This is a genomic window from Pseudoalteromonas sp. ABE4_541 (assembly GCF_056312285.1).
Genome location: NZ_JBSVEM010000003.1, coordinates 38,891 through 64,082, shown reverse-complemented (window position 1 = coordinate 64,082; position 25,192 = coordinate 38,891). Strand labels below are relative to the sequence as shown.

Here is a 25,192-nt window from a genome sequence, read left to right as displayed (position 1 = left end):
GCTATTTTGCTTCTTTTGTATTTAATGAGTGCTGATATGAAAAGATATTTTTCGTTTTTAATACTGTTTTTTAGTAGCCAATTGTTGGCGCAGCAAAATGTGTATACATTCGATGTGAGTGTTGCCAATGTACCACCCAACGCGTTTGAAAATGAAGCTCGACAATATCCAAAGTCGAGTGATTTTATATTGCAGGTTTATCACCCTATGAGTACTCAAGACGGTGAACGAGCCGCCTTGGTGACGGTAAAAAATATGGCCAGCGGTAAGCGTTTTTTTGAAGCGGATCATGTATTGGCGTTATTAGCCAATGGAGAGCGTGTCGCGCCGACGATGTTGAAACAAAAATATGCCTTAGACGGTGGAGAATCTTTGACGGTAACGCTCGAGTTTGGCAAACACGACTACCCCCTGATTAGTGTGTATACTTCTGAAAACTAAAAATAAGTGATAAACAGTGCATTCACATATAGCAAAATTAGCCAATAGTGCAGCAAAGAAAGAACGACTCATTATTGGCTTGATGAGCGGTACTTCATTGGACGGACTGGATGTTGCCTTATGCAGGATCTCAGGGAGTGGCCAGCAAACACAAGTGGATGTTTTGGCTTTTACGACTTGTGATTACCCGCAGAATATCAAGCACAAAATCTTAAACGTATTTGCTAAAGATAAGGTTGACCTAGAGTATCTCACCTTGCTAAACCCGTGGTTAGGCAACTATCACGGGCAGCTTATTAATCAGTGCTTAAAAGCATGGGAGGTGAACCCCGATGACGTTGATGTAATAGCCAGCCATGGGCAAACTATTTACCACTGCCCACATCATCAACATGCTTACAGCGAATTTGGTAATGGTACTTTGCAAATAGGTGATGCTGATCATATTGCCGTGACGACTGGGATCACAACGATAGCTGACTTTAGACAAAAGCATATTGCTGCTGGTGGAGAAGGTGCGCCGCTTGCTCGCTATGGTGATTATTATTACTTTGCAAGCAAGCATGAAAATCGTATTTTGCTAAATATGGGTGGTATTGCTAATTTCACTTATTTGCCCAAAAATTCAGAATTGGACGAGATTATTTGTTCCGATATTGGTCCTGGAAACACGATTATGGATGCGTACATGCGCAAACATTTTAATCAGCCTTTTGACAATGACGCGTTAGTTGCAAAAAAAGGCAATGTTAGTCAAGCACTCTTGGCTGCATTGCAAAGTGACCCATTTTTCGAAAGAGCTTTACCAAAAACAACCGGACCTGAGGTATTTAATTTATCTTTGCTAGAAGATGCGCAATTTAAATCAAAAACACGGTCATTAAGCCACGAAGATGTCATGGCAACGCTTAATGCTTTGTCGGCAAAGGAAATTGCTCATCATATAAATCAGTTAGCTGAGGGTGAAACTGTTGTGTATAGCAGTGGCGGTGGAGTGCATAACCCTTTGCTTATGACACAAGTGGCTAAGCTGCTAAATGACAATGTGACACTGCACAGTAGCGATACGCTTGGTATTCACCCCGATGCGAAAGAAGCGGTTTTGTTCGCTATGTTAGCCAATGAGTGCTTAAGTGGCACGGCAAGTAGTCGTCAAAGCTCACACGTGCCTCAAGTAACAATGGGGAAAGTAAGTTTTCCCGATTAGAAAATAGCAAGTAAAGACGCCATCAGGTTTGCGGTATGACGTTTAACGACAGATGCAATATGTGATGGCGATTCTTTAAGGTTGGGGAAATCATCATTTGCTTGAACACACTGAATGAAAGCATTGTATTCAACCGTATTTTTAACCATTCCATGACGACCCACTAGACTTAATTGCACAATATACTCGCCAGACTCACCTTCTCCTTGCATCAATAAGCTTGCATGGCCATTTTCAATCGTCTGCTTAGTCAAACTGACCTCGGCGTTGAAGCTGCTTGTGCGTCCAGTGACAGGTGTTGCGGATAAGGCAATGGTGTCACCGAGTTGTGCATCGAAAGGCAGTTCACATAAAAAAGGTGTACCTGTCGATGTGTGCTTTAGTTGTAAGGTATCGTACTGCAGCGCGTGTAAACAGGCCTGATCTTCGGCGTGTTCATCTAAAGCACGAGCTGAAAAACTGAGCAGTACTGGTGGTTGTGTCATTTTCAAATGGTTTGGTTAATTTTAAGTGGAGCGCATTATTAATGATCAAAATGACACTTTTATGACTTTGGAGAAATAAGCCACAAATTTGTAGCATTTTTTCATTGCTTGTTAATGATGTAGGGACTAAGTGGAGTCAAAACTCTATATTCATGTGTTGTGAATTTGGGTGTATACGAAATATTCAGTGAGCATCGTTGGAGATGTTGTGGCGCAATTAAAGATCCACCTGAATTTGTCCGTGCGCTTTTTGGGCATAGACTGTAAGCATGATTTGCATTAAGTTACCTCATTTGGATGTTGCTCGAGGTATTAAAATGAATATCACCTATTGCGAAGGGTCGATAGCAGACGTGCTGGACATTGATGCACAGGTGCCAGAATTTCACCAAAAGAATAATCTCGAAAAGATAACACAACGGCTTGCAGGTAAACGCTTTTTGGTTTTGGTGGCTTTTGACGGCGACAAAAAAGTGGGGTACAAACTAGGGTATCTAACTTCAGAATCAGAACTTTATAGTTGGTCTGGTGCAGTTCACCCTGACTATCGAGGTCAAGGCATTGCCAAAGCGCTCCTTAAACGTCAAGAAAAGTGGGCAGTTGATAACGATATTCATTCTATCAGTGTTAAGTCGATGAATCAGTTTCCAGCCATGCTACAACTGCTTATCTCCCAAGGTTATCAGATAGAAGGATATGAAGACAAAGGTACTCCTCAGCAAAGCAAAATATGCTTTGTGAAGCAACTAAACATTAGTCTTTGAAGCATTTATGAAGCAGCGAATGACCAAGATAAAACACTTAATCTTTGTATTTCTAAGCATCACTTCAACCTGCTCGGCCAGTGTGTTTGAGAAAATAGACTGTGAAGAACATAACCCATTACTCACGCCTTATAAAACTGAATTCAAAGGGAACGTTAGCAAAAAGACGCTAGATATTTCTCTTAAAGAGTTTTTTAACAAGCGTGAACAGGCTTATCCTGATACGCCAGCAATACACCGTCGTTGGATTTTGGAGGTTGTTGATAGAAGTACGGGCAAATTTAGCAAAACTCTACCCGTTCGCTCATATCAACAAGAAACCGACGAAGTTGTTATTGAAAAGCACATTATTCAACCTTCTTGGATTGTGACCTTAGGGGGCAATATTTTCATTGGCACAAATTTTGGTGAGTTTGGCGGAGAGTTGCTTAAAATTGACGAGCGTAACCATATAACTTTGTTAGACAACATGAATGTTGAAGACATTTATCAAATGCCATTTGGTGTTGTGGTTACGTCAGGTTTAGCGCATATGAGCTCCAATGAAGGGCGCGTTAGCTTGATTAATCCAAACGATAAAATTGAACCATTGTATGGTTTAATCGGAAAACCGCAGTCATCTTGGTTGTTGAGCAATGGTGACTTACTTATCAATAGTTATCCCAGTGGCTCGCAAGTTTTAACCAAACAAGGTCACCTAAAGCGTGTAGAGTGTATCGCCAATATACGTCGAAAACCCAATTAAGCGTATTTTTATAACGCGGTAAGTCGGGTTGTTTCTAGTCGGTTGGCGGCGCTGCGCGCCTTATGCCAATCTACGTCAAAAGGTCGATTTGTTAAGCCGAAGGCGCTACCCTATGGAGTGTAGATGCACGCGTTGAAGGCTCGTTTATGACATATATCCATCAGTCAGGTCTAAAAAGTCCTAATTAGCGACTCTGACAAATTAAGTTTATTCTATCACTCGCATTTTATATCAAGGACTAAAGATGTATCCCCCATTATTAAAAACAAGCAATGTCGTAATTCGAGCTTTTGAAGACAAGGATTTGCAGCGGTTCGCCGATTATCGCGCACAGGCCAGTGTGGCTAAATATCAGAACTGGAGTGACTATAGCTACCAAAATGCGCTAGAGCTGTTCGCGGGCATGGATTATTCTAGCTTTGGTACCGAAGGGCGTTGGTATCAATTAGCCATTGCGGATATTGAAACGGATAACTTAGTGGGGGATCTCGCTGTGCATTTTATTGATGATGCTCAAGTTGAAGTCGGTTTTACCGTTGACCCTGCATTTCAAGGCAAAGGCATTGCCACGCAAGCTATCCAGACCTTATTACACTACTTATTTTACGAACTTAAAAAGCACCGAGTTGTCGCGACTGCCGATGTGCGTAATGTAGCTTCTTATAAAACCTTGGAAAAATTAGACTTTCGCCGAGAAGCGCACTTTAAGAAAAATGTGTTTTTCAAAGGCGCTTGGGGTGATGAATACCAATACGCTTTATTATGCTCTGAATTTTGTAGATCTGAGTGTTAAAAGTTATAGAGTGAGACGAATAGCCTTTCAGTTTTTTACTGTCTGTTGCTAAATCAATATGAACATCATTACGTATAGTTAGCGGAAATTATTTATAAAGCATACGTTTGTCTATTTTAATTGTATAACTTATTCCTAATTGTTATATTGCGATCGCAGATTTATTTTTGGGTACAATCATTCGTTTTTTGTAACCGTAATTTATTTGCTCAGTAAAACTTAAGGATGAAGAAATGAAAAAACTACTTTTACCATTATTTATGGTCGCCGCCACCGCTTCTTTTAACAGCTCATCATCGGAGCAAGTGTCTGATTTTAGAATGCTAGATAAAAGCTCTCCGGTAAACCTTTATTTGGGAACGTCAAAGGTTAAGCTGGGGTTTAATTTACCATCAGGTCGCTTTGCGCCAATACTGGATACGCAAAACTTTACTCCAGAAGATGTATTAAGTTACAACGCAAGCACTGCAACTCATGTTTGCACACGAGATGGAAGTCAGCAGTTGTTGCAAATATACCTATTGCGAGTTGATAACCTAAAATGGGATGCATATTTTAGCCTAGATAATGAATTGGTGAATATTGAAGGGGGTGCACTGGGTGGCTCTGGCGTTACTAAAGCGTCTATTGAGTTTGATGCAAATGGGCAGTTTGTAAGGCAAATACCTTATCTATTAAATACCGTGATAACTTCACCTCAAAGACTTAAGCAAAAAATTGAATTTGACTTTTACAGTGGTGAAACAACCAGCTTTGATACGTACTTTGCTGTAAAAGAGTTAGGCGTTAACGGCTGTAGATAACATCTAGCCCTCTCATGAGTAGTCGTTGATGATGCACTCGTATTGTCACGATTACTCTTTAAACACTCGACCTTTGACCTCTCCCCTGTTCGGTGGTAGTTACCACAGTGCAATTTTAGCTATATTTCTATATTTTTTAATGTGCTGTTTGATCTAAACAAAAGACTTATGGTCTATTATGTTTGATTATGTATACTGTGCATAATCAAACATAATGGTGCATATCAGAGTGACACGTCATGAAAAAGATCAATTGGCATTTTCAACGTAAAGCGCTAGCAGAGTCATACTTACAAACGGTTTATCAAGGGGCTGTGAGCCGGATAGCTTTGCTCGATGTGCGCCGAACTGGAAAAACCACTTTTTTGCTTAAAGACTTGTACCCCATCGCAATCGATAATGGTTTTATTCCTGTTTACATCAACTTGTGGGGGGAGCCTGACAGCCCCACGTTAGCCATCACTCAGTCGCTGAGCAATACGCTCAGTGCATTAAATGAATCGGTTAAAGGGAGATTGAGTGATTTAGCGAAGAGTGAAATTAAAAAGCTCGAGGTGGGTAATAACGTATTTGGCAAGGCAACCATAGAATTTAGCGACAAAGATGCGCGCAAGCCCAGTGAGTCTGAGTTATTTAAAATTGGCCAATTGGTTGAAGCATTATTTAAAAAATGCGGTGACAAAGTCATTATTATTATTGATGAAATTCAGCACTTAGCGTCTTCAGACAAGTTTTTATCTGTGCAACATGCACTGCGTACCGCGTTAGATACATACAGTGATATTTGCGTGGTATTTGCTGGATCTAGCCGCTCTGGCGTCAATGCCATGTTTTCAGATAAAGACAAACCATTTTATGATTCAGCCTTTATGATCGATTTTCCTAGGCTCGACGAAGAGTTTATACGGCATTGTTGCAGAATATTGAAAAATCACTTCAATTTAGAGTATGACCCGTTGGCACTAAATGATTTTTATGAAGAAATTGACAAATCGCCTTTTTGGATGATGAAGCTCGTCACTTATCTTATGGCTAATCAGGCATCGCTCAAAGAAGGTACGGATTACATCAAAGCCTTGATGATCCAAGATGGAAATTTTGAAAATCTTAAAAAACGTCTCAGAGACATTGATATTGAAGTATTACGGCAAATAAAAAAAGGTAATAACGCGCTTTATAGTGCTCAGATGGTAGAGTATTTGGTCCAGTTAACAGGAAGGAAAGTTACGTCTTCCACGGTGCAAACTAGTGTAAAAAAACTGAAAACGATGACTGTGATCTCTCAGTATGGCGATAAATACTACATTGAATCTCCGGGTTTTATTAAATACATAGAAACTCAGATGATTGATTGAATGAGTACTTTGAAAACAAAAAAATAATTGCGTTAATTTCATTAAAAATTATTTGTAATGGGTACGGTGGTTTGTTATTTATGGTAAGTTGACTAACGAGCTTAGGCTCTCTTATTGATTGAACGTTATAGAAAAGCGGTAAATTTACAGTAAAACTGGATTTTGAGTGATGGATATAGATACACGTATAAAAAGGGCTGAGCGCGGGAATCGAAAACTATTTGGCGCAATGCATCACTTTGTTCTAGTTTTTGCATTTTTTACACTTGTGGTTGCTCTCATGGTATTTATTGATCCTATGATTGGCGTAGCGTGCTCGGGGTTTGTCGCATTCTTCCTGAATTACTACTACTCACAACACACATTTAAACAGCTCAATACGCGCATTAGTTTATTACAGAGAAAAGTTGAGCGCATGGGAAAATAAACGTTTGATTAAAACAACTCACTTTGGTTGTTTAAAATAAAATCAAACGTTTCCAACTCATATGGCGCTTCGCTTATGCCGACCTACCGGACTTAAAAACCACATTAAGCACATAAGTAAAAAACAACAAGGTGATTCACAGTGGCCATTTGCACCGAAAGTAGCTCAAACAAACCCAAATCAGTGACAGTTTATGTTGTGGATGCGTTTGTGCATCAAAGACAAGGCGGTAACCCAGCAGGCGTAGTGTTGGTGAGAGAACGAATAAGTGACCGTTCGATGCAAATGATTGCGCAGCAAATGGGGTTGTCGGAGACGGCCTTTGTATTCGATATAGATCATCAAGGTTACAGCGTTAGATTTTTTACGCCGACACAAGAGGTTGATTTTTGTGGTCATGCAACGCTTGCAGTAGCGCATCATTTGTATAGTACAAAACAGATCCAGGCTGGTACATACCTTCAACAAACTAAAGCTGGGACTGTGGCTGTCAAAGTTGAGTCGAGTGAGAAAATTACCATGCAGCAGAGAGCGCCGCAGTTTGGTCAAGAGTTTGTTGCCTGTGATGTTAGACCATTGTTTTTAACGCCAGATGTTGATTTTGTTGAGCAAAACTTGAAAATCCAAGTTGTTGATACCGGTTTGCCAGATCTACTACTGCCAGTGAAACGCGGTACATTGAACAACTTAACGATCAATCAACAAGCGATGTCCTCGTTTTGTCAGCAGCATGAGCTTGCGAGTATCCATGTCTTTGAACTGTGTGATGAACAAGACTGCCATGCTGCTCATACTAGAAATTTTGCGCCTCATTGGCAAATACCCGAAGAGAGTGCGACGGGCAGTGCCAGTGGCGCATTGGTCGCATATTTACATCGTTATACCAATTTAGTTCACGGCGAAGTTCAATTTTTACAAGGTGTGGCGATGGGCAGTCCCTCTTTGATTAGCGCTCATCTGCAGGATGATGAAAGCATGGGCCCATTAGTCGGCGGAATGGCAAAGCTAGTAAGCACTGAAAATATAACACTGGATTGTTAGTAACGCTTAGCTGCCATGATGCTGCTATACATCTTGAGCAGGGCAGCATCATGGTATTAAAACTTAGCTACTGGCTGGGGATGATTCATTGATGTCAGCTATTTCTGGTTCTTGAATATGTCCTTCAAGCCATCGATTCATCACAACACAAGCCGTCAGGTCGCCAGTAACGTTCAACACGGTTCTACACATATCTAAAATACGGTCTACGCCTAGGATCAGAGCAATGCCAGCAGCGGGTACCCCGAAGCTGGTTAAAATTGACGCTAATATCACAATGCCGACACCTGGCGTACTGGGAGAACCAATAGATGCACCAACAGTGGTTAAAATGAGTAAAACAATTTGGCTATCGGTGAGTGTGATCCCGAAAACCTGAGTGAGAAAAATAGCGGCTACGACTTGATAAAGGGCAGTCCCGTCCATGTTAATTGTGGCGCCCAATGGCACGATAAACTGAACAATAGGCTTCTTAACTTGAAGCTGATGTTCGGCGGTACGCATTGATAGCGGCATCACCGCAGCTGAGCTTGAAGTTGAAAATGCTAATAACTGAGCACTTTTAATTACTGATAGAAATCGTAACGGGTTGTGCTTGCCAATTAGCGTAGCCAGTAGCAGGTAGACGACGAGTAATAGTAACAGCCCTAAAATGACAGTCCCAACATAAGCGGATACGCCTACTAATGCATCAATACCAATACGAATGGTAATATCACATAACAAACCAAATACGGCAAAAGGGGCCAGCAACATTGCCCAGTTAACAACTTGTAATGATAACGACTGCGCTGCTTCAGTTAAATCAAGCAGTAGTACTTTTTGTTTAATGGTTAGGGCAGTCAGTGCAACACCAATGAACCCTGCATACATCACCACGGCGAACATATCTTTATTTAAAGTAGATTGGGTAATATTCTCGGGGATGATCGAAACAACTCTTTCGGGAATACTTTTAGGGGCAAGCTGTTGTGTAGCGACTTCTGTCGTTTGAGCATTTAGAGCAACTAACAATTGGCTATCAACGTAATTACCAGGCTTTATGAATGTTGCTACGACAAGGCCAATACAAACGGCGATAAATGTTGTTGTGACAAAGTAGGGAAAAATACGTAACCCCACTTTTTTTAAAAACTCGGTGTCTTTGTTACCAGCCACCCCTAAAATGATGGATGACATAACTAAAGGAATAACCACCATTTGAATAAGGGCAAGAAAAACCTTTCCTGGTAAGGCAACCCATTGAGCAATTTGGTTTGCACTACTTTCACTTATCAACGCTGCACCTTTAGGCGATAGCAACAGCCCGATAGAAACACCCAATATGAGGGCAATAACAATTTGCAGCCATAGCATCTTTTTTTGCAATAATTGGTGAACAGGGCTGGGAAGGTTCATGATTTTATCCTTACATGGTTTCGCGTAAATCATATCAATAACAAAATGTTAGTATCTTGACCAATATCAAAACTTCAGCGTTGGTGCTAAGTTTAGCGAACATCGCAGCCGATATATTTTCTTTTCGCACTTTACTCAAAAGTAAAATTTGCATTTACAGACTGTTAAATTAAAATTACCTTTCGAAGCTGTTCCTTAATTTTGTACAGTTGAGAATAAAAAGGATCATGGATGATTTTGTTTATTAAATCTGAGTATTCCAGACACTGTCATTCAGCCTTGCGTATTTATTTAAAAAACACATATCCATTCATTTAACTTTTAGGAGAATTTTCATGAAGTTTTGGGAAAAGGATTTTTTCCGAACATTTATAACTAGAGTGTTGTTTACAACCTTATTGAGTGCATGTGGTGGTAACAAAAGTTATACGGTCTCAGATGACCCTAAGCCAATTTTTAAGGGTAAAGATGCTATTGTTGTTGGTGCGGGGTTATCTGGATTAACCGCTGCTTATGAGCTTGAACAGCAAGGCTTTAGAGTCACAGTACTTGAAGCGCGTGATCGTATTGGTGGACGCGTTGCAACCTACGAAATGGGCAGTCAAACAGGTGAGGTTGGTGGGGAGTTTATTGATGGGGTTACTGTCCATAAAGAACTTCATCGCTACGCTAGTTTGTTTAATGTTGAACTTGCTGATACCGGATATTCAGGTGATATTGAAGCGGGGGCATACTACATTGACGGTCAGCTGGTGAGCTACAGTGATTTTGACAACAATTTTAATAGCGAAATTGTGACTGATGTGAACCGATTTTATGATGAGATGAGTCTCTTAGCTGCTGCTGTGTCAGATCCTGAACACCCAGCTAATTCAGAGTTAGCCAAACAGTATGACCAAATGAGTGTCAAAAGTTGGTTAGACGGATTACAACTTCACTCGCCAGCTTACCAACTGGCCGAGCAGTTTGTGCGTGGTGAATTTGACGAACCAAGTCAGTTATCACTGCTGCACTTGGCACAGTATGCCAAGGTTTATGAAAATGTCTCAGATGATGATATTGAATCGTTTCGTTTTTTGAAAGGCGGACGTGCAATGACCAAAGCTTTTGCTGATAACATTGATGGCGAGATTGTTTTAAACCAAGCTGTTACTGATATAACTCAGCAGGGGGGAAAAATTACTGTTACCACAATCACCATGCAACAATATACGTCTGATGTGATAGTAGTCACCGTCCCGCTTAAAGTCCTAGACAAAATCAATTTCTCTCCGGCTTTACCTGAAGTAATGACGGATGCTGCGGGTAAGATTAACTACGGAACTCACTCCAAGGTACTTCTTCGTTACAGCAAACGATTTTGGTTGGAGCAAAACCTAGGCGGGGATACCGTCGTTGCAAGCTTACCGACAGGCTGGACGTGGGAAACCACTGAGCGTCAAGGTGGTGAAGGTGGTATATTAATCGCTTATACTTCAGGTGATTTCAGCTCGATGCAAAAGCATTGGAGCGACCAGCAAATTATCGATACGCGTTTGGCTGAAATTGAGCTTATGTACCCAGGTTCGTCAGCCTACTTTGTCGAGGCAAAAGCACAAAACTGGCTTAATGAAGAATGGACGAAAGGTGGCTTTTTGGCTTATGGCACAGGCCAAGTTACAAAATATTGGGATTTGTTTAAGCAACCAACTGGGCGCATTTATTTTGCGGGTGAACATACCGACACGCTTTATTTAGGGTACATGGAAGGTGCTGTTAGAAGTGGTGTACGAGTTGCTCAACAGATCAGCGAGCTTGGTCTGTAAACTCAATTTTGGTAGGGTTTTCATTATTTAGGAAGCGCTACCATTTTACCAAGACTAAGATAAGCTTAAATGAGTTGCAGGAGAAACAGACTTAATTATGCGAAGAAGAAACCGCTTACTTGGTGTGTTGCTCATTATTCTACTTGGGCTCACGGTTGGCCTAATACTCTATCAAAATTCCCAAAAAGTGTGTTGTATTGATCAGACTCCTGTTGTTCGCCCACAAATGAATGTTGAGGTAAGTTCTGCGCTTGCGACAAGCAGAACAAACTATGTTCCCGCCCCCCATGAAGCAAGTCAGGTAAGTTGCCCGAAACTGAAACACGTCGAGCACTATCTGCAAAGATTGCAAGTAAGCTTTGTACAAGCCAAGGCCATAGGATGGTATTTTGACGGTACTGACAAAACCCAAATAGCTAGTACATTGGCTTCAATATATGGCTATAACAGAGCAATTGAGTGGGTAGAACAGGTCAATAGCCTGTCTCGTTATCACGAGTTGCATCATGAGCTTATTCGACAGTTGAATGCGCTGGAATATAATACTAAAAGAGAACCTGGCAAGATGTATCTACATAACCTAGCCAGTTATCGTGTCACGACTTACACACCTGACTTTGATGTACATAGTCAACTCAATTTATACCCGGACATCGAACAGGCGCTTTGGCAGGGGGAGTTTGAGCAAGCGTTGCAAAAAAGTGATGTTCAACGGGCGATGTTTGCAATTAGCCGGTTAAAAGAGCTGATTGACAACCCGATGTTTTTCCCACATCCACTTCGCAATTTGAACAATATGTTGTTAATTGGTGCACTGCCACCTGTGCAATCGGGTCAGCTATTGGCTGCTTTATTTGAATTAGCGCCTTTATATGTTGTGGGTGAAGTGTCTGTAAGTCCAATTGAACAGTCGTTGAAAGGGTTAGTCGCTGATAAAAGTGCACGTGAAGTAACGCGCGTCTATAAAACTCAGTTTAAACCCAATGCGCAAATTCAAGCACGCATTGAAAACATAAAAGCACAATACTTTGAGAAAAGTGATATACCACAGATGAGTGATTATTGTGATGATACACTCATCGATGACTCGCTGTTAATTAAAAAGGTTAAGTCATCTGAAGTTGATACAAAGCTCCCTTCAAATTGGTTAGCTATCAGTCGTTATTTATGTCCAGAGCGTGATTATATGTTTTCCCTTAATGCCCTCAATAGTGCGATGAGTAGGTATGGCGTGGAGCTAAACAGCTTAGAAAGCTATGACTCTATATGGCATCAAAAGGAAGCGCTAGCAAAGCTATTACCACACCTCGATGAGTATGAATCAACCATGCTTTACGAGCTTGTTTTTAGTCGTATTAAACCCAGCGTTGAACAAATACATGAGCTACAAACGCATGGACTTATCCCTGAAAATAGTGACTTTTACTCGCTGATATACCATCTGCCCCATGAGAAAAAGAAGCAACTTTTAAGCAAGTACTTGTACCAGTTAAAAAACACCAACGCTATGGGCTTTTCATTGATTGCACAGGTAATGGATAAAAGTTTACGAAGTGATGTTTATGATGATGAAACGATCCCATTTTTGATGTCTCAAGGGCTGGCGCTTAAAGGCCGTGATACAGATATTGACCCGCTTTGGTTTGCTTTATTTGTGATAAGTAATTATCGACAAGGGGATGCAATCCCAATCAATACCTTGAATAGTTTGATTGAGAATACACAGCTCAGCGATTTACACAGTAATATGCTATTTACGATAAAACGTAATGATAGGGTACTGTACGACAAGTTGATCAAACAATTACCCGCATTGACGTTACCAAAGCCAAGTCAGCTTATCGAAATAGAGTGCTTACGATAAGCTACCCTTTACAATTTGGGTTTATTTACACACTTCTTTTTCTTCAACTTCGTCTTTTGGTTGCTCGTTTTCTGCTTCATCTTCGATTTCGTCATTGAAAATATCAGTATTGATGATATGACCATCGACAATCAACATTTGTTCTTGCGCTGTTTTTTCTTCGATACGAGGGTCTAGCGTCGCTGCCAAGGGTGAGTTGGTAATATCTGAAGGGCTTGCCACGTAATCGCTGGGCTCTGGTTTTTCTGCTTTTTGTCTCGCATTGATATAAGTTAATAGCGAATACATGATGATGGTTAAAACCGCAAAAGAAGCATAAAGTGCGTGGTGGCCAAAAAAGGTCATTACTTGTGCTAAAAGCGCCGAACCAATACATGCACCCAACCCAAACGCTACGAGTAACGCTGAAGACACGCCCACTCTATGCTCATCGTCAACACGAGAATTAGCCAAGGCAGAAGACAGTGGATACAAGGTAAATGCAAAGAGCCCAAATATGAATGTCAGCACATAACTTAGCGGCGCTTGGGTTGGCAAGAAAAACAATGCCAGCGAAGTTAAGCCAATGATCACTGCATTTGAGCGCAGTAAAATACTACGGCGAATTTTGTCCGAAATAATCCCCATTGGCCATTGTGCAACGAGTCCGGCGAATATTGTTACAGACATATACATTGCAATTTCTGTCGCATCAAAGCCTGCTTTACTGGCAAATGTAGGAGCTAGACCATAAAAGCTGCCATTGATGATGCCTGCAAAATGCACTGCTGTGAGAGATTGAGGCACTTTTTTTACAAACTCAAACATACTCACTTGAATTGGCTTGAGAGGTTTAGGGTGGATCCGACGAGTTATTGAAATAGGCACTATGCCAATAGACACGGCAATACAAATGAGAAATAGTGGTGCATAGCCAAGCTCAGGAAAGTGAGAGAGTGTGTACTGACCTGCTACCATGCCCAGATACGAACTCAGCATATAAAAAGAGAAAACTCGGCCACGCTGCTCAGGCGCCGCTTGTTCATTTAACCAGCTTTCCAACACCATGTAATTACACATCATGCCAAGACCAACAATAAAGCGCAGCACAAGCCATAAATATATATTGTCGCTAACCCCATGCGTTGCAACACAGGCCGTGACGATTGCGGTACAAGCGCCAAAAGCACGAATATGGCCAACCGATTTGATAAGGTAATAACCTAATTTAGAGCCGCATAAAAGGCCTAGGTAATAACAAGAGGTTAGTAATCCTATCCAAAAAGTCGACACACTGTGCTGGCCTAAATACAGTGCTAAGTATGTGGTTAGAAGACCAGTCCCACCAACGAGAAAGAGATTAGTAAAATACAAAGATGGAAATGACTTCATAATGCTAGCCTAAAAAAGTGTGTTGAAGATAGCTTGCTAAGTTACTAATAGTAGTGATTAAAGCTAATAAAACCAAGCAAAAAGAAGCGAACTGTTCGCGAATATGTACGACGAAGGACATTGGCCACATTCGAGATAATAGCCGTATTTCTTGACTGTGCTCATGATGTTTAATGTTTCTTTATTACATAGAGAGAATGAGGGAATGAGAGTTATTGGGTAGTTTCGTTTATGTACAGCTAAGGTTAATTAATCATATCAATTAATCACATCAATTGAGCATGCTTTATATACCGCTTCAATCAACCGTTCTTTGACAATTGGTTTGCCAACCACATCATCCATGCCCACATCAAAGTACTTTTGTGCGTCGGTTTTCATTACATTAGCGGTAAGGGCAATTATGGGCGTTTTTTCTAATTGTTCCTGAACTTCAATTTTACGGATCTCTTGTGTGGCTGTATAACCATCCATTTTTGGCATTTGCACGTCCATTAATATCACGTCGTAGCGGTTATTCTTAAACATGTCTACTGCTTCCTCGCCATCACGTGCTAAGGCTATGTGTTTGACGAAACCTTCCAGCATTGAACGCGCGACAATCTGATTAACCGCATTGTCTTCCACAAGCAGTAAGGATATATCCAAACTGGATATTTCATCTTCAGGTTGAGTGTTAAGTTCCTCTTCCGCTTTACTTTTCACACTATAAATATCTTTCAATTCAATAAAGTTGCAGCTTTTTTGTTGTAGCAACAGTTCAATGAAATAATCTACTTTTAGGCTTTCGATTGGCTTTAATAAAAAGCCACTGACTTTCGCGTCATGGAGTATTTCCATCTCAACCTTTGCTGAAGACAGCAAAACGATTGGCATTGCTGGGTTATGTTGTTTGATTTTTTTACACAAGGATAAGCCATCATATTCGGGCATCATGTAGTCGAGAATAATGACGTCAAAATTGTGTTTATCAAACTCTGCAAATGCTAAGGTCGGATCACTCAAAGCGGTAACCTGTGCGCCTCTTTTTTGTAGTAACTGGGTATATATTTGCAAGTTAATCTCATTATCATCAACAAATAACACTGATGTGTTTGCTAAGTTAGGTAGCGCATTGTCTTCAAACTCTTTTTGACTTTGCTCACAGGCTTCGCCTTGTATATTGAAGGAAAATGTTGACCCTTCACCCTTGGTGCTTTTAACACTTATATCGCCACCGAGCATATTGGCGAGCTTTTTGGAAATCGCAAGGCCTAGGCCTGTGCCACCAAACTTTCTTGTTATTGAGTTGTCTTCTTGTGAAAACTTATCAAATATGGTCTCCAAAACGTCGGCTTCAATGCCTAAACCAGAGTCAGATACTGATATTTCAATATCAACATAACGCTCTTTTTTACTGTTTAAAAACGCTTGAATGGTAATGTTTCCGCTTTGCGTAAATTTGTAAGCGTTATTAGTGAGATTGCTGATGATTTGTCGTAACCTAACTGGGTCTGATTTAATGAAAGGTGGAATATCAGGGTCAATGCCTAATATGACTTCAATTTGTTTATCACTGGCTTTAATGGAGAGTAATTCGGCTATCTCTTCCAAAAGTGAGTATATATTGAAACCAATCACTTCCAGTTCGAGTTTGTCAGCTTCGATTTTAGAGAAGTCCAAGATGTCGTTCAAAATAGTCAGCAATGATTCCGAAGAGCTCTTAATGATATCACTATAGCGACTTTGTTCATCTGTTAATCCTGATTCAGCCAGCAGTCGATTAACGCCCATGATGCCATTCATTGGGGTTCTTATTTCGTGGCTCATATTAGCAAGAAATTCTGACTTCAATGCATTGGCTTTCTCTGCTTGGAGCTTAGCTTGTTCCAATTCGGTCGCGTATTTGCGTAGTCTCGCTTCTTCTTCTTTTCTATCGGTTATATCGTGAATCGTGCCCACAAATTGAATACCACTGGGGAGCAACATTTCGCTGATGCTCAAAATGATGGGCACTTCGTGACCATCCGCATGACAGGCTGTCACTTCTCTTGATTTACCCACTATTTTAGCTTCTCGGGTTTTCAAATATTGTTTGATATAGTCATCATGTTTTTCTCTGTGCTCTATGCTCGCAAGTATGGATATGTTTTTGCCGACCAACTCAGCTGGGTTATGGCCTAGCACATGTTGCACCGCTTCATTGGCGGATTGAATTGTGCCCTTGTCGTTGATCACTATCATAGGATCGATGGCGGCAGAGAAGATGGTTTTTAGTTCAATATCTGATTTAAGATGTTGTGCTTCATCTTGTTTGATTTGCCTTATTAAAATATAGGCGTAAAAAATTGCGCCAAGCACCATAAGGATAGCTAAGGCAGCAACAATGACTTCAAACGCTTTAAGTTGCTGGGCCATGTGCAGCTCAGACTCAAAGTCAGCAACTTGTAATGATCTTATTTGTTCTGAGAGAGTTGAAATATCTTTTGAAACAGCGGCATAGTGTCTGTCCATTGCTGACATATGCATGGCAGACTGGGTAGTATCCTTTGGGTCAAACTTAGAAAATACCAGTTGTACTTGTTCATCGAGTAATTCAAAATCTTCATATGCAGCATGAACAAAGCTTAACTGCTCGCTCGGGGTTTTCAGTAAATCACTCTGGCTAATGTGATGTTTCACTTTTTCTAGATGATGAATGAATTCCGATTTCGCTTTTTTGTAGGCAATTCGTTCTAAGTTTATTTGGAATGAATCAAATATGTTGTTGCCGGGCGCACTGGTCGCTAAAGCTTTTTGATTTAACTGCGCAATCAGTGATTTTAGATTGGCCCAGCGCTTGTTGGTTTCTACCGTGTCATGGTAAATGCCAATGATCTCTCTGTTAAGATATAAGCTGATTGACACAGTTAATATACTAAACAAAGCTAAGGCAAGGTAAACATAAAACCATTTGGGCTTTGCGGTGTTAAAAAATGCTTTATGAGTCATTAGAGTGGTGGCAGCATCCTGGCGAATGAGACAAATTTAAGTCTAATAGATATTCACTAAAATGCTAGGTGATGCACGGATATGCGCGGGCTGTGCGCCAGCGCAATCGATTTGCTAGAAATTAACTTGTCTTAAGTGGGTGTCTTCGACTTTTATATCCATAAACTTAGGTTGTTCAACACTGAAATCTCCGTTAAGAAGTGCCTCAATAATCTCTATGCGACTGAGTTTTGAATTGAATCCAAACTCCATGTTTTGATATTCCCAGCTTTCTTGTTCTTTGAAGAATAAGAGTATTTGCGCATAATCCGTTTCTTCAATAATAAATAAGTATTCGAACACGTCGTCATTGTTCAACTCTACGGGAATTAAATAAACCCCCTTGCTAGCGGCGATAGGCACAGGGTTTGACGTTGAATAAGCCTGCAAAGCTGAGCGTAAATCTTGCGGTATTTGTTCCGCCAGTAAGCCACCCTTAACAATGAGCGCATCCATGACATCGATTGCTGCAGAATCTGCAGTTTGATTTGCCAATGCGGCTTTAATCCTAACGCCTAGCTTTGGATTTGAGTCGCTATAATGTGCATCAATTTCATACAATGCTTCGCGTCCAGCTTTGCCTAAGTCGTTTGCAAAGTAATAGACATCAATGTCATCCACCTTGGTAGTGCCGTTGTGAATTCGCGCTAATTGGTTTTGTGCGCTGAGATGCTTAAAGTCCAAAAGAGGCGATTGGCTGACTAACAGGGCAGCAATGAGCAACAGCCCTAGTCGGGTATTAATTGGAGCAAGCGAGCGATACCAAGCAAGTTTGTTTTTTATGATACTGATGCTGTAACCGGTAACATAGAGCGTTAAAAACACCCACATAAACACTGCCCACAACCGACTTATACTCAAGCCATATTGCTCCACTCTAAGCCATAAGCCATAGCCGCTGATCCCCATATAAACAGGCAAAAGAGCGAGGCATATGATGAGTATTTGGTAGGCAAGCTTTGGCATTTTCGGTGCACAATCTCCTTGCTGGAACGCCAAATTAAGGGTAAATAACACTAAAGCCGTTAATACAAACACGAGATTACTGCCGCCGTTTTCCCACAGAGGATCAAGCCCTTGCACTGCAAGCGCAACAAGAAAGACCGTACTGAGTAGCACCAGCAGCGGTAATATTGCCAGTGATAATGTTTGGATCAAGTGATTTGCAGTATTGACGACCTTGTTGCTACTGCGCACTTTTAAAACGCCAATGGCATGGGCGAGTGATAGCGCGGGATAAACAAACCAAGGCTCGTAAAATATGTCTTTAAACAGCTCAATATTGATCAAGCCAAACAACTCGGCCCAAAGTACGATAACAAGCCAGACTACCAATGAAAATATGGTGGCTAAAAATAGGGTGATGATGAGACGACAGGTATTTTCAAATAACAACTCGTAACTTACGTGCCATTGTTCAGCTTGGTTACGCATGGAAGCGGCGAACACAAATACTTTGAAGGTGAGTAAGCTCATGATGGTCGCAAAACCAAATCCATGCATAGGCAAATCTGGGCGCTCTGGATAAAGCAGTTGGCTTCCAGTGTACATGCCTAGCAAGAATGCCACGACTGTATAAAGCATCGTGATCGTATAGAAGTTTCGTGGCGTTTCAATAGTGACACCATAAATCAAAATTGATGGTCCCGTTAACAATGCGGCGTAGCAGGCTAAGAGCCAAGCGGGCGAATTCGAGATAGGCCATTCGAAACTATGTGATTGGTGTAACAGCAGCAACCCTAAGCCTTGAAGTAATGCGACGAGTAATAGCCATTTTCCCTGGCTTTGATCAAAATCAGATGTCGTAGTATCCAAAGTGTCTTCCTTTAATATGAACTAAAAATACAATTTTATGCTGGTGTAGGTTAACACTAAATGAGCGAGGCTGCGTTGTCCCAACCGATTTACAAACAATAAATCTTTGTTCGTAAATCGGTGGGTTGTAACCTCTCTATTGCGAGCTACCAAAACGCTTATCCGCAACTGAGGTTAAGTACATTTTTGGAAATTAAGCCTAATCAATATGGAAGCGGCCAACGAGCTGATCCAACCCTTGGGCAAGCTCAACAAGTGCTTTTGCGCCATCTGATAAGCTATCTGATGCAAGACTGACTTGATCCACCGATTCTGTCAGGCCTGCAATTTGATCATGGGTTTGACTAGCCGAGTCACCTTGTTGCCTTGCATCATCTGCAATAGTAGCAACTAAGTTTTTGACTTTAGTTACGCTACACGCAATATCTTCAAACGCTTGGTGTGCTTCTTCAGATTGCGCAATGGCTTCACTTGAGGCGCTGACGCTTTCGGTCATTTTGCTTGAGACAGCTCGGGTTTGCTCAATCAATTTAGTGAGTACTTGTTCAATTTCTTGTGTGGCGTCATGTGAACGTTGAGCGAGGGTTCGAACTTCATCGGCTACCACTGCAAACCCCCGACCTTGCTCACCTGCTCGGGCAGCTTCTATGGCGGCGTTTAACGCGAGTAGGTTGGTTTGTTCTGCGATACCACGAATGACGCCGAGGATATTGGTAATGTTGTTACTTTCGGCTTCAAGCTGTGAAATTTCTGCCGCTGATGCATCCAACGAGGTGTTAAGCTGTGCTACTTGACTTACGGTATTGCTGATCAGCGTATTGCCAGAATGGGCATATTGGTCTGTTTGTTCTATTTCATCTAGCGAACTTTGACAGTTTTGACTTACATTTTGCGCCATATGATGCACTGATTCCGTATTTTGAGCCGCTTGTTGTGCGGTGCCTTGTTGGTTACGGCATTGACTTCGAATGTCATTAATTTGTGTCTCAAAATGTTGTGCAGAATTGTTGAGCGTATGTGCGTTTTGCTGAATATCTTTGACTAGACTATTGATTGAGTTTAAGAATTGGTTAAACCAGCTGGCAAGTTCACTGATCTCATCTTTACCTATCACTTCTAGACGTTTAGAAAGGTTGCCTTCACCTTGCGCGATATCGCGTAACCCTTCTGATACACGTTCAATTGGAAAAACAATTTTATTGGCAAGCACTACGGCAATCACGCCAAAAATAACGAGCATAACTAATGCAATGGCTGTGATGCTCCATGACATGCTATAGGCAGATTGCAAGATTTCGTCTTCATCAATCACGGCTACAAAGCGCCAGTCTAACTTTTTAGAATGATAAATTTTTGCATCCAGCGTTTTGTTTTTGGTTTCGACGGTTATGTAGGGCTTGTTACCGACATTGGCTATTTCCTGATATAAAGTGAGGTCTATGTCGTTAATGTTTTTAAAGTTATTCTCTGGGCGTTTTGGGTCGGCCAAAATCGTATTTTTGCCATCAAGCAAAATTAGGTAGCCTGTTTCACCAAATTTAATGTTGCTGACAATATCGGTCAGTGTAGACAGGGTTACATCAAGAGACTGTACGCCCACAAACTTTTCGCTACTATCAAAAATGCTGGTTGCCACAGACACCATGGCTTGCCCCGTAACGCCTTGATAAGGCTCTGTGATTATTACTTCGTTGCGAGATGATTTAGCTTTTTGATACCAAGGGCGCTTTCGTGGGTCGTAGTTACCCAAGGGTTCGGCTGGATATTGCACAAAACCGCCGGTTTCTGAGCCTAGATAAACAAACAAAAGCTCAGGGTGAGTTTGTCCAAATGAAGTATAAAGTTCAAAAATATAGCCCTCGGCAGGAGAGTTTTTTAGCGGCGTCATGGCCTTTTCAGCGCCAAAATATTGCGTAATGTTATCGGGCATATTTGATACGGCTTGGTGCTGTGCCAAAAACTTTGCGTTGTTTTTCATTTGCTCAAAAAACAACACAAACGTATTTTCAATTTGGCGTATTTCACTGTTTGAAAAGTCTAAAAAGCTTTTGAGAGATTCTTGCTTGGTTTTAGAAATACTAACCGTTGAAATTGCAAGGATGGGCACGATCACAGTGAGCAAAAAACTGATAATTAGTTTTTGGCGCATTCTCATAGGTTGCTCCTGTAGCTAGGCACTTGGCAGGCAAAGGTCAGTGAGTTGTTGTTATTGGTTTTGCCTACTAATGGTTGTCATTGATTGTATTCATTTGCTCCGAATGAGCATCCTTGGCGACTTTTAATGTTCGTTCACTTTTGCACGATGACAAACATTCAGTGCGGTGAATGGTATATAAATCCACAAACGCATTAGCCAAGTATAGTTACAATAATAATATACGCCTAGTTTCGCTATAGTTTCTAGCAACTTATTTGATGCTTTTTAAGTAGTTTATAAAAGTCTGATCGATTGCGTTGGGCAAGCTTCGCTGCTTCTGCAACATTACCTTGGCATAAAGACAGTACCTTTTGAATGTAGTCATATTCAAACTGCTTCTTTGCGTCATTGAGTCCTTGAAAGCTACTTTGCTTGAGCTCTGGGATCGTATTTTCAACAATGTCTTGAGTGATGAGCTTGCCTGAGCACAGTGCCACTGAATGCTCTATCACATTGTGCAGTTGTCGAACGTTACCCGGCCAGTCATAGCCGAGTAAACACGTCATAGCTTGGGGGCTTATCACCTTTTTATCTTCGCTAATGTGCTTAACAAAGCGATTTGCTAGCAATGGAATGTCTTCTGGTCTATCCGCAAGACTGGGTAAGTGCAATGAAACAACATTCAGCCGATAGTATAAATCTTCTCTAAACTCTTTATTTGCTACAGCCAATTTCAAATCCTTATGACTGGCAGAAAGTAAACGTATATCAACAGGTTGTTCGGTTTGACTACCCACCGGGCGCACGCTGCGCTCTTGTAATACACGAAGCAATTTAACTTGTAAGTCCATTGGCATATCGCCAATTTCGTCTAAAAATAGGGTACCTCCATGGGCGCTTTGCACCAAACCTTGCTTATCTTGAGTTGCCCCTGTAAATGCGCCTTTTTTGTGGCCAAATAGCTCTGACTCAAGTAAATGCGCAGGCACAGCACCACAGTTAATAGCCACAAATGGGCCATCACATTGGTTGCTTGCTCGGTGAATGGCTCTGGCTGTGACTTCTTTACCCGTGCCGCTGGCACCCTGTATTAAAATATTGGCCTGACTGGGGGCCAATGCTTGAATATGGCGTACTACTTGCGCCATGGCGGCACTTTGATAGATAAGACCATGGAAATAATGCTTGCTGATCGAGGCATCTCGCTGCTTGTGGTTTTGGATTGTACTTTCAATGGTTTCTAGCAGCGCTTTACTTTCTATTGGCTTACTTAAAAAGCTAACAAAGCCTTGTTGAACTGCTTCAACCGCATCGGGAATAGAGCCATGAGCCGTCATCATGATCACAGGCAGGCCAATATGGTTCTTTTTTATATTCTCGAATAATTCAAAACCATCCATATTTGCCATTCTCAAGTCGGTGATCACTAGATCAACGATGCTTTGTTGTAAAATTTTTAAAGCCTGCGTGCCACGGTGAGCGGTAAGCACAGCATAACCATTCGCCACTAGTCGCATACTTAATAGCTCAATTAATGACTCGTCATCATCAACGAGTAAAATAGTACTTTGGTTCATAGCTCGGCCCCCTCAATTTTTGTGTTTGTTGTTTGATTTAGTGGTGTTGATAATCTCTCTCGTTCGATGAGCGCGAGTTTATTTTTCAGATCTGTAATCGCTTTTTGTGTTTCTTCTAGCATCTTGCCCTGTGCTTGGTAGCGCTTGTTAAGGGCTAAGTTTGCCAGCTTTACTTCACGCAACGCTCTGGTTTGTTGATGCAACATGGAAAAATAGCTTAAGTAAGACTCCGGCCAATTGGTTTGCAGGTGTAGTGACGCGAGCATTTTTAGCTGATTAGTTGTAGAGCTGGTTTTGCAGAACTTAATAAAAAATACACTCAGGGTGTCATCAAACTTATAACCTAGTAGCGGTTGCTTTGCTGAACCTTCACAGGCGTGGTGATGGGCTGAAAGCAACACGCTTAAAGGGGCAAACTGAGCTTGCTTGTTGTTAGTTGGGCCGATAAAGGCGCGGTTGTTGTGAGTGCTATTAAATGACTGGCAACCACTTAACAAAAGAATGATTAAAAGCATCGTTGCATTACGCATAACTCTTCGCTCCGTCACATGGAAATTGAATACAAATATGCGCACCCTGACTTTCAAATTGCCATTCAATGGTACCGCTGAGTTGTTTGACGCATTGCGCGACTATTGCAAGGCCTAAGCCACTGCCTGAGTGCGAATGGCTGTGACTACCACGGTAAAATGGCTCCATCAATTTGTACTGCTCGGTTGCATCTATGCCCGGACCATCGTCGATAACATCAATTTGTATAGATTGCAGGTTTTTAGTCAATGTAACGCGCACTTGTGAAGCAGCGTACTGCAAGGCATTACCTATAAGTTGCGTTAGTATCAACTTCACGGGCAGATACGGCAAAGCATGTTGTCCTATGGTGTTTTGCCAGTCTACATGTATTTCTTGGCGGGTTTTGTGGTCGCTAAAGTGCTGCTCTATTTGTGTTTTGATATGTTCAAGATTCTGATACTGCTGCTCTAAAGGGTGGCTGGCAGCGCTATATTTCAACAAATCGTCTATTAAGTTGCCTAATCGTCCGAGCGCTTTTTCCATAATATTTACAATACGGTTTTGCGCAGGGCTGAGTGAGCCAAAGTCGTCACTTTTGAGTAGACTATTGCCTTCGGTCAATGAAGCCAAAGGGGTTTTTAATTCATGGCTTACGTGTCGCAAGAAGGTATCTTTTTGTTTATCACTTTTTTGCAATTGCTCTCGCAGCCAATCTAGTTTGTTACCCAGTGCCGATAGCTCTTCACTGCCGCCTAGCTTGATTGGCGTATCGAAATATCCGCCACCGAGTTGTTTTATTGCATGTTCAAGGGAAGATAGTTGCAAAGATACTCTGCGGATCATCAGTAAGCTCACTAATGCCAGCAAAGGCAACATGGCTAATAAACCAATTAAAAAGTGTTGGTTCAAATTGGTGAGCTTATCGGATCGTTGCTTTAAATTATTCGCTAGTTGCGTTTGAAGTGCTGGTTCAAGCTCAATTAACAGTGCGTTCACCGTGGCATAATCTAGATTTTTAACTGATGTTTTTGTAGTTAAATCGAGCAGCTGTTGCCATTTTGCAACAACTAAAGGGGATTGACTGGTTTTTTTCAAAATAAATATATTATTTTTTGTTTCAACCCACTTTTGCTCAATACTTTTTTGCAGTGCTGCATCTTCCAATAGCTCGTTATTCAACTGGGCTTTTTCCAATGCCAATACATCCGTTTTTAGCTGGTTAAATTTAAGTATAACTGACTGATTATTATTGTAAATTTCAAGGGTGTAATGTTGGTGGATAGTGAGGTTTTGGGTGTACCACAAAGATAGTATAACGATTGGTAAAGACGCCACTAACAACGCTAAGCGAGTTTGTTGACTCAAAGATTGAGAAAAAAAGCGGGCACTGGCTGGCTTCGTCCGAAAGATACGCGATGTTTGTCGCCAATTTAACCTGTTTATGCGCACGCGATATTGCTCCCAATTGTGATTGTTGCTCAATGGCAACAATGTATCTATATGATTTTTAGATATTTTTTATTTGTGCTTAGTTTTATGTTGCTATTTAGCAACATAAATACTTAATCCATCCTGAACTAAATTAAGGGAATGTGGTTAAATCTTTGATTATTATTGTATTTTTTGTTTTGGCACTAAAGTT

The 25,192-nt window shown here is 41.2% G+C and carries 19 protein-coding genes; 10 read left to right on the top strand and 9 right to left on the bottom strand.

All coding sequences use genetic code 11. From position 1 onward, the window contains the following. The first annotated feature begins 36 nt into the window (after nucleotides 1-36). Together ACW689_RS04260 and ACW689_RS04255 are read left to right on the top strand one after the other, a co-directional pair. Nucleotides 37-441, top strand: coding sequence for a hypothetical protein (locus tag ACW689_RS04260; RefSeq protein ID WP_476288666.1), 405 nt, complete (start codon nucleotides 37-39; stop codon nucleotides 439-441). 16 nt (nucleotides 442-457) lie between these two features. After that, nucleotides 458-1,648: an anhydro-N-acetylmuramic acid kinase gene (locus tag ACW689_RS04255; protein WP_476288665.1), complete on the top strand. Its 1,191-nt coding sequence runs from the start codon at nucleotides 458-460 to the stop codon at nucleotides 1,646-1,648. On the opposite strand, the gene ACW689_RS04250 is transcribed toward ACW689_RS04255, so the two are convergent. Then, a complete protein-coding gene (locus ACW689_RS04250) occupies nucleotides 1,645-2,133 on the bottom strand; it encodes a hypothetical protein (protein ID WP_476288664.1) in 489 nt (162 codons plus the stop codon). The genes ACW689_RS04255 and ACW689_RS04250 overlap by 4 nt on opposite strands. A gap of 317 nt (nucleotides 2,134-2,450) precedes the next feature. On the opposite strand from ACW689_RS04250, the gene ACW689_RS04245 reads away from it, so the two are divergent. From ACW689_RS04245 to ACW689_RS04220, 6 genes are all read left to right on the top strand, one after another. Next, the gene (locus ACW689_RS04245) at nucleotides 2,451-2,897 is read left to right on the top strand and encodes an N-acetyltransferase family protein (RefSeq protein WP_476288663.1); all 447 of its coding nucleotides are present in this window, start codon (nucleotides 2,451-2,453) and stop codon (nucleotides 2,895-2,897) included. 19 nt (nucleotides 2,898-2,916) lie between these two features. Beyond that, the gene (locus ACW689_RS04240; RefSeq protein ID WP_476288662.1) at nucleotides 2,917-3,642 is read left to right on the top strand and encodes a hypothetical protein; all 726 of its coding nucleotides are present in this window, start codon (nucleotides 2,917-2,919) and stop codon (nucleotides 3,640-3,642) included. A 244-nt stretch (nucleotides 3,643-3,886) separates the two neighbouring features. Further along, on the top strand, nucleotides 3,887-4,435 hold the full coding sequence (locus tag ACW689_RS04235; protein ID WP_476288661.1) for a GNAT family N-acetyltransferase: 549 nt from the start codon (nucleotides 3,887-3,889) through the stop codon (nucleotides 4,433-4,435). Between the two features lie 233 nt (nucleotides 4,436-4,668). Further along, the gene (locus tag ACW689_RS04230) at nucleotides 4,669-5,238 is read left to right on the top strand and encodes a flagellar basal body FlgE domain-containing protein (protein ID WP_476288660.1); all 570 of its coding nucleotides are present in this window, start codon (nucleotides 4,669-4,671) and stop codon (nucleotides 5,236-5,238) included. 239 nt (nucleotides 5,239-5,477) lie between these two features. Continuing rightward, nucleotides 5,478-6,593, top strand: a complete 1,116-nt coding sequence (locus tag ACW689_RS04225) for an ATP-binding protein (protein WP_476288659.1) — start codon at nucleotides 5,478-5,480, stop codon at nucleotides 6,591-6,593. Nucleotides 6,594-7,161: 568 nt separating this feature from the next. Further along, the gene (locus tag ACW689_RS04220; RefSeq protein WP_476288658.1) at nucleotides 7,162-8,061 is read left to right on the top strand and encodes a PhzF family phenazine biosynthesis protein; all 900 of its coding nucleotides are present in this window, start codon (nucleotides 7,162-7,164) and stop codon (nucleotides 8,059-8,061) included. Between the two features lie 63 nt (nucleotides 8,062-8,124). Here ACW689_RS04220 and ACW689_RS04215 read toward each other — a convergent pair whose 3' ends face one another. Further along, nucleotides 8,125-9,459, bottom strand: coding sequence for a dicarboxylate/amino acid:cation symporter (locus ACW689_RS04215; RefSeq protein ID WP_476288657.1), 1,335 nt, complete (start codon nucleotides 9,457-9,459; stop codon nucleotides 8,125-8,127). 335 nt (nucleotides 9,460-9,794) lie between these two features. Here ACW689_RS04215 and ACW689_RS04210 point away from each other — a divergent pair, with 335 nt between their 5' ends. After that, the gene (locus ACW689_RS04210; protein WP_476288656.1) at nucleotides 9,795-11,264 is read left to right on the top strand and encodes a flavin monoamine oxidase family protein; all 1,470 of its coding nucleotides are present in this window, start codon (nucleotides 9,795-9,797) and stop codon (nucleotides 11,262-11,264) included. A gap of 97 nt (nucleotides 11,265-11,361) precedes the next feature. Further along, complete coding sequence (locus ACW689_RS04205; protein ID WP_476288655.1) at nucleotides 11,362-13,128, top strand: hypothetical protein; 1,767 nt, start codon at nucleotides 11,362-11,364, stop codon at nucleotides 13,126-13,128. Nucleotides 13,129-13,149: 21 nt separating this feature from the next. Here the strand turns inward: ACW689_RS04205 and ACW689_RS04200 are convergent, their stop codons facing one another. From ACW689_RS04200 to ACW689_RS04170, 7 genes are all read right to left on the bottom strand, one after another. Next, a complete protein-coding gene (locus ACW689_RS04200) occupies nucleotides 13,150-14,499 on the bottom strand; it encodes an MFS transporter (protein WP_476288654.1) in 1,350 nt (449 codons plus the stop codon). 258 nt (nucleotides 14,500-14,757) lie between these two features. Then, nucleotides 14,758-17,385, bottom strand: a complete 2,628-nt coding sequence (locus tag ACW689_RS04195; protein ID WP_476288653.1) for a hybrid sensor histidine kinase/response regulator — start codon at nucleotides 17,383-17,385, stop codon at nucleotides 14,758-14,760. A gap of 198 nt (nucleotides 17,386-17,583) precedes the next feature. Beyond that, entirely contained in the window at nucleotides 17,584-19,323 is a 1,740-nt protein-coding gene (locus ACW689_RS04190) for a DUF4153 domain-containing protein (protein WP_476288652.1), read from the bottom strand. 199 nt (nucleotides 19,324-19,522) lie between these two features. Next, nucleotides 19,523-21,478: a methyl-accepting chemotaxis protein gene (locus ACW689_RS04185; RefSeq protein ID WP_476288651.1), complete on the bottom strand. Its 1,956-nt coding sequence runs from the start codon at nucleotides 21,476-21,478 to the stop codon at nucleotides 19,523-19,525. Nucleotides 21,479-21,723: 245 nt separating this feature from the next. Then, the gene (locus ACW689_RS04180; protein ID WP_476288650.1) at nucleotides 21,724-23,037 is read right to left on the bottom strand and encodes a sigma-54-dependent transcriptional regulator; all 1,314 of its coding nucleotides are present in this window, start codon (nucleotides 23,035-23,037) and stop codon (nucleotides 21,724-21,726) included. After that, nucleotides 23,034-23,567: a hypothetical protein gene (locus tag ACW689_RS04175; RefSeq protein WP_476288649.1), complete on the bottom strand. Its 534-nt coding sequence runs from the start codon at nucleotides 23,565-23,567 to the stop codon at nucleotides 23,034-23,036. Before ACW689_RS04175 ends, ACW689_RS04180 begins: the two co-directional genes overlap by 4 nt. Continuing rightward, the gene (locus ACW689_RS04170) at nucleotides 23,560-24,999 is read right to left on the bottom strand and encodes a sensor histidine kinase (RefSeq protein WP_476288648.1); all 1,440 of its coding nucleotides are present in this window, start codon (nucleotides 24,997-24,999) and stop codon (nucleotides 23,560-23,562) included. Before ACW689_RS04170 ends, ACW689_RS04175 begins: the two co-directional genes overlap by 8 nt. Between the last annotated feature and the right edge of the window lie 193 nt (nucleotides 25,000-25,192).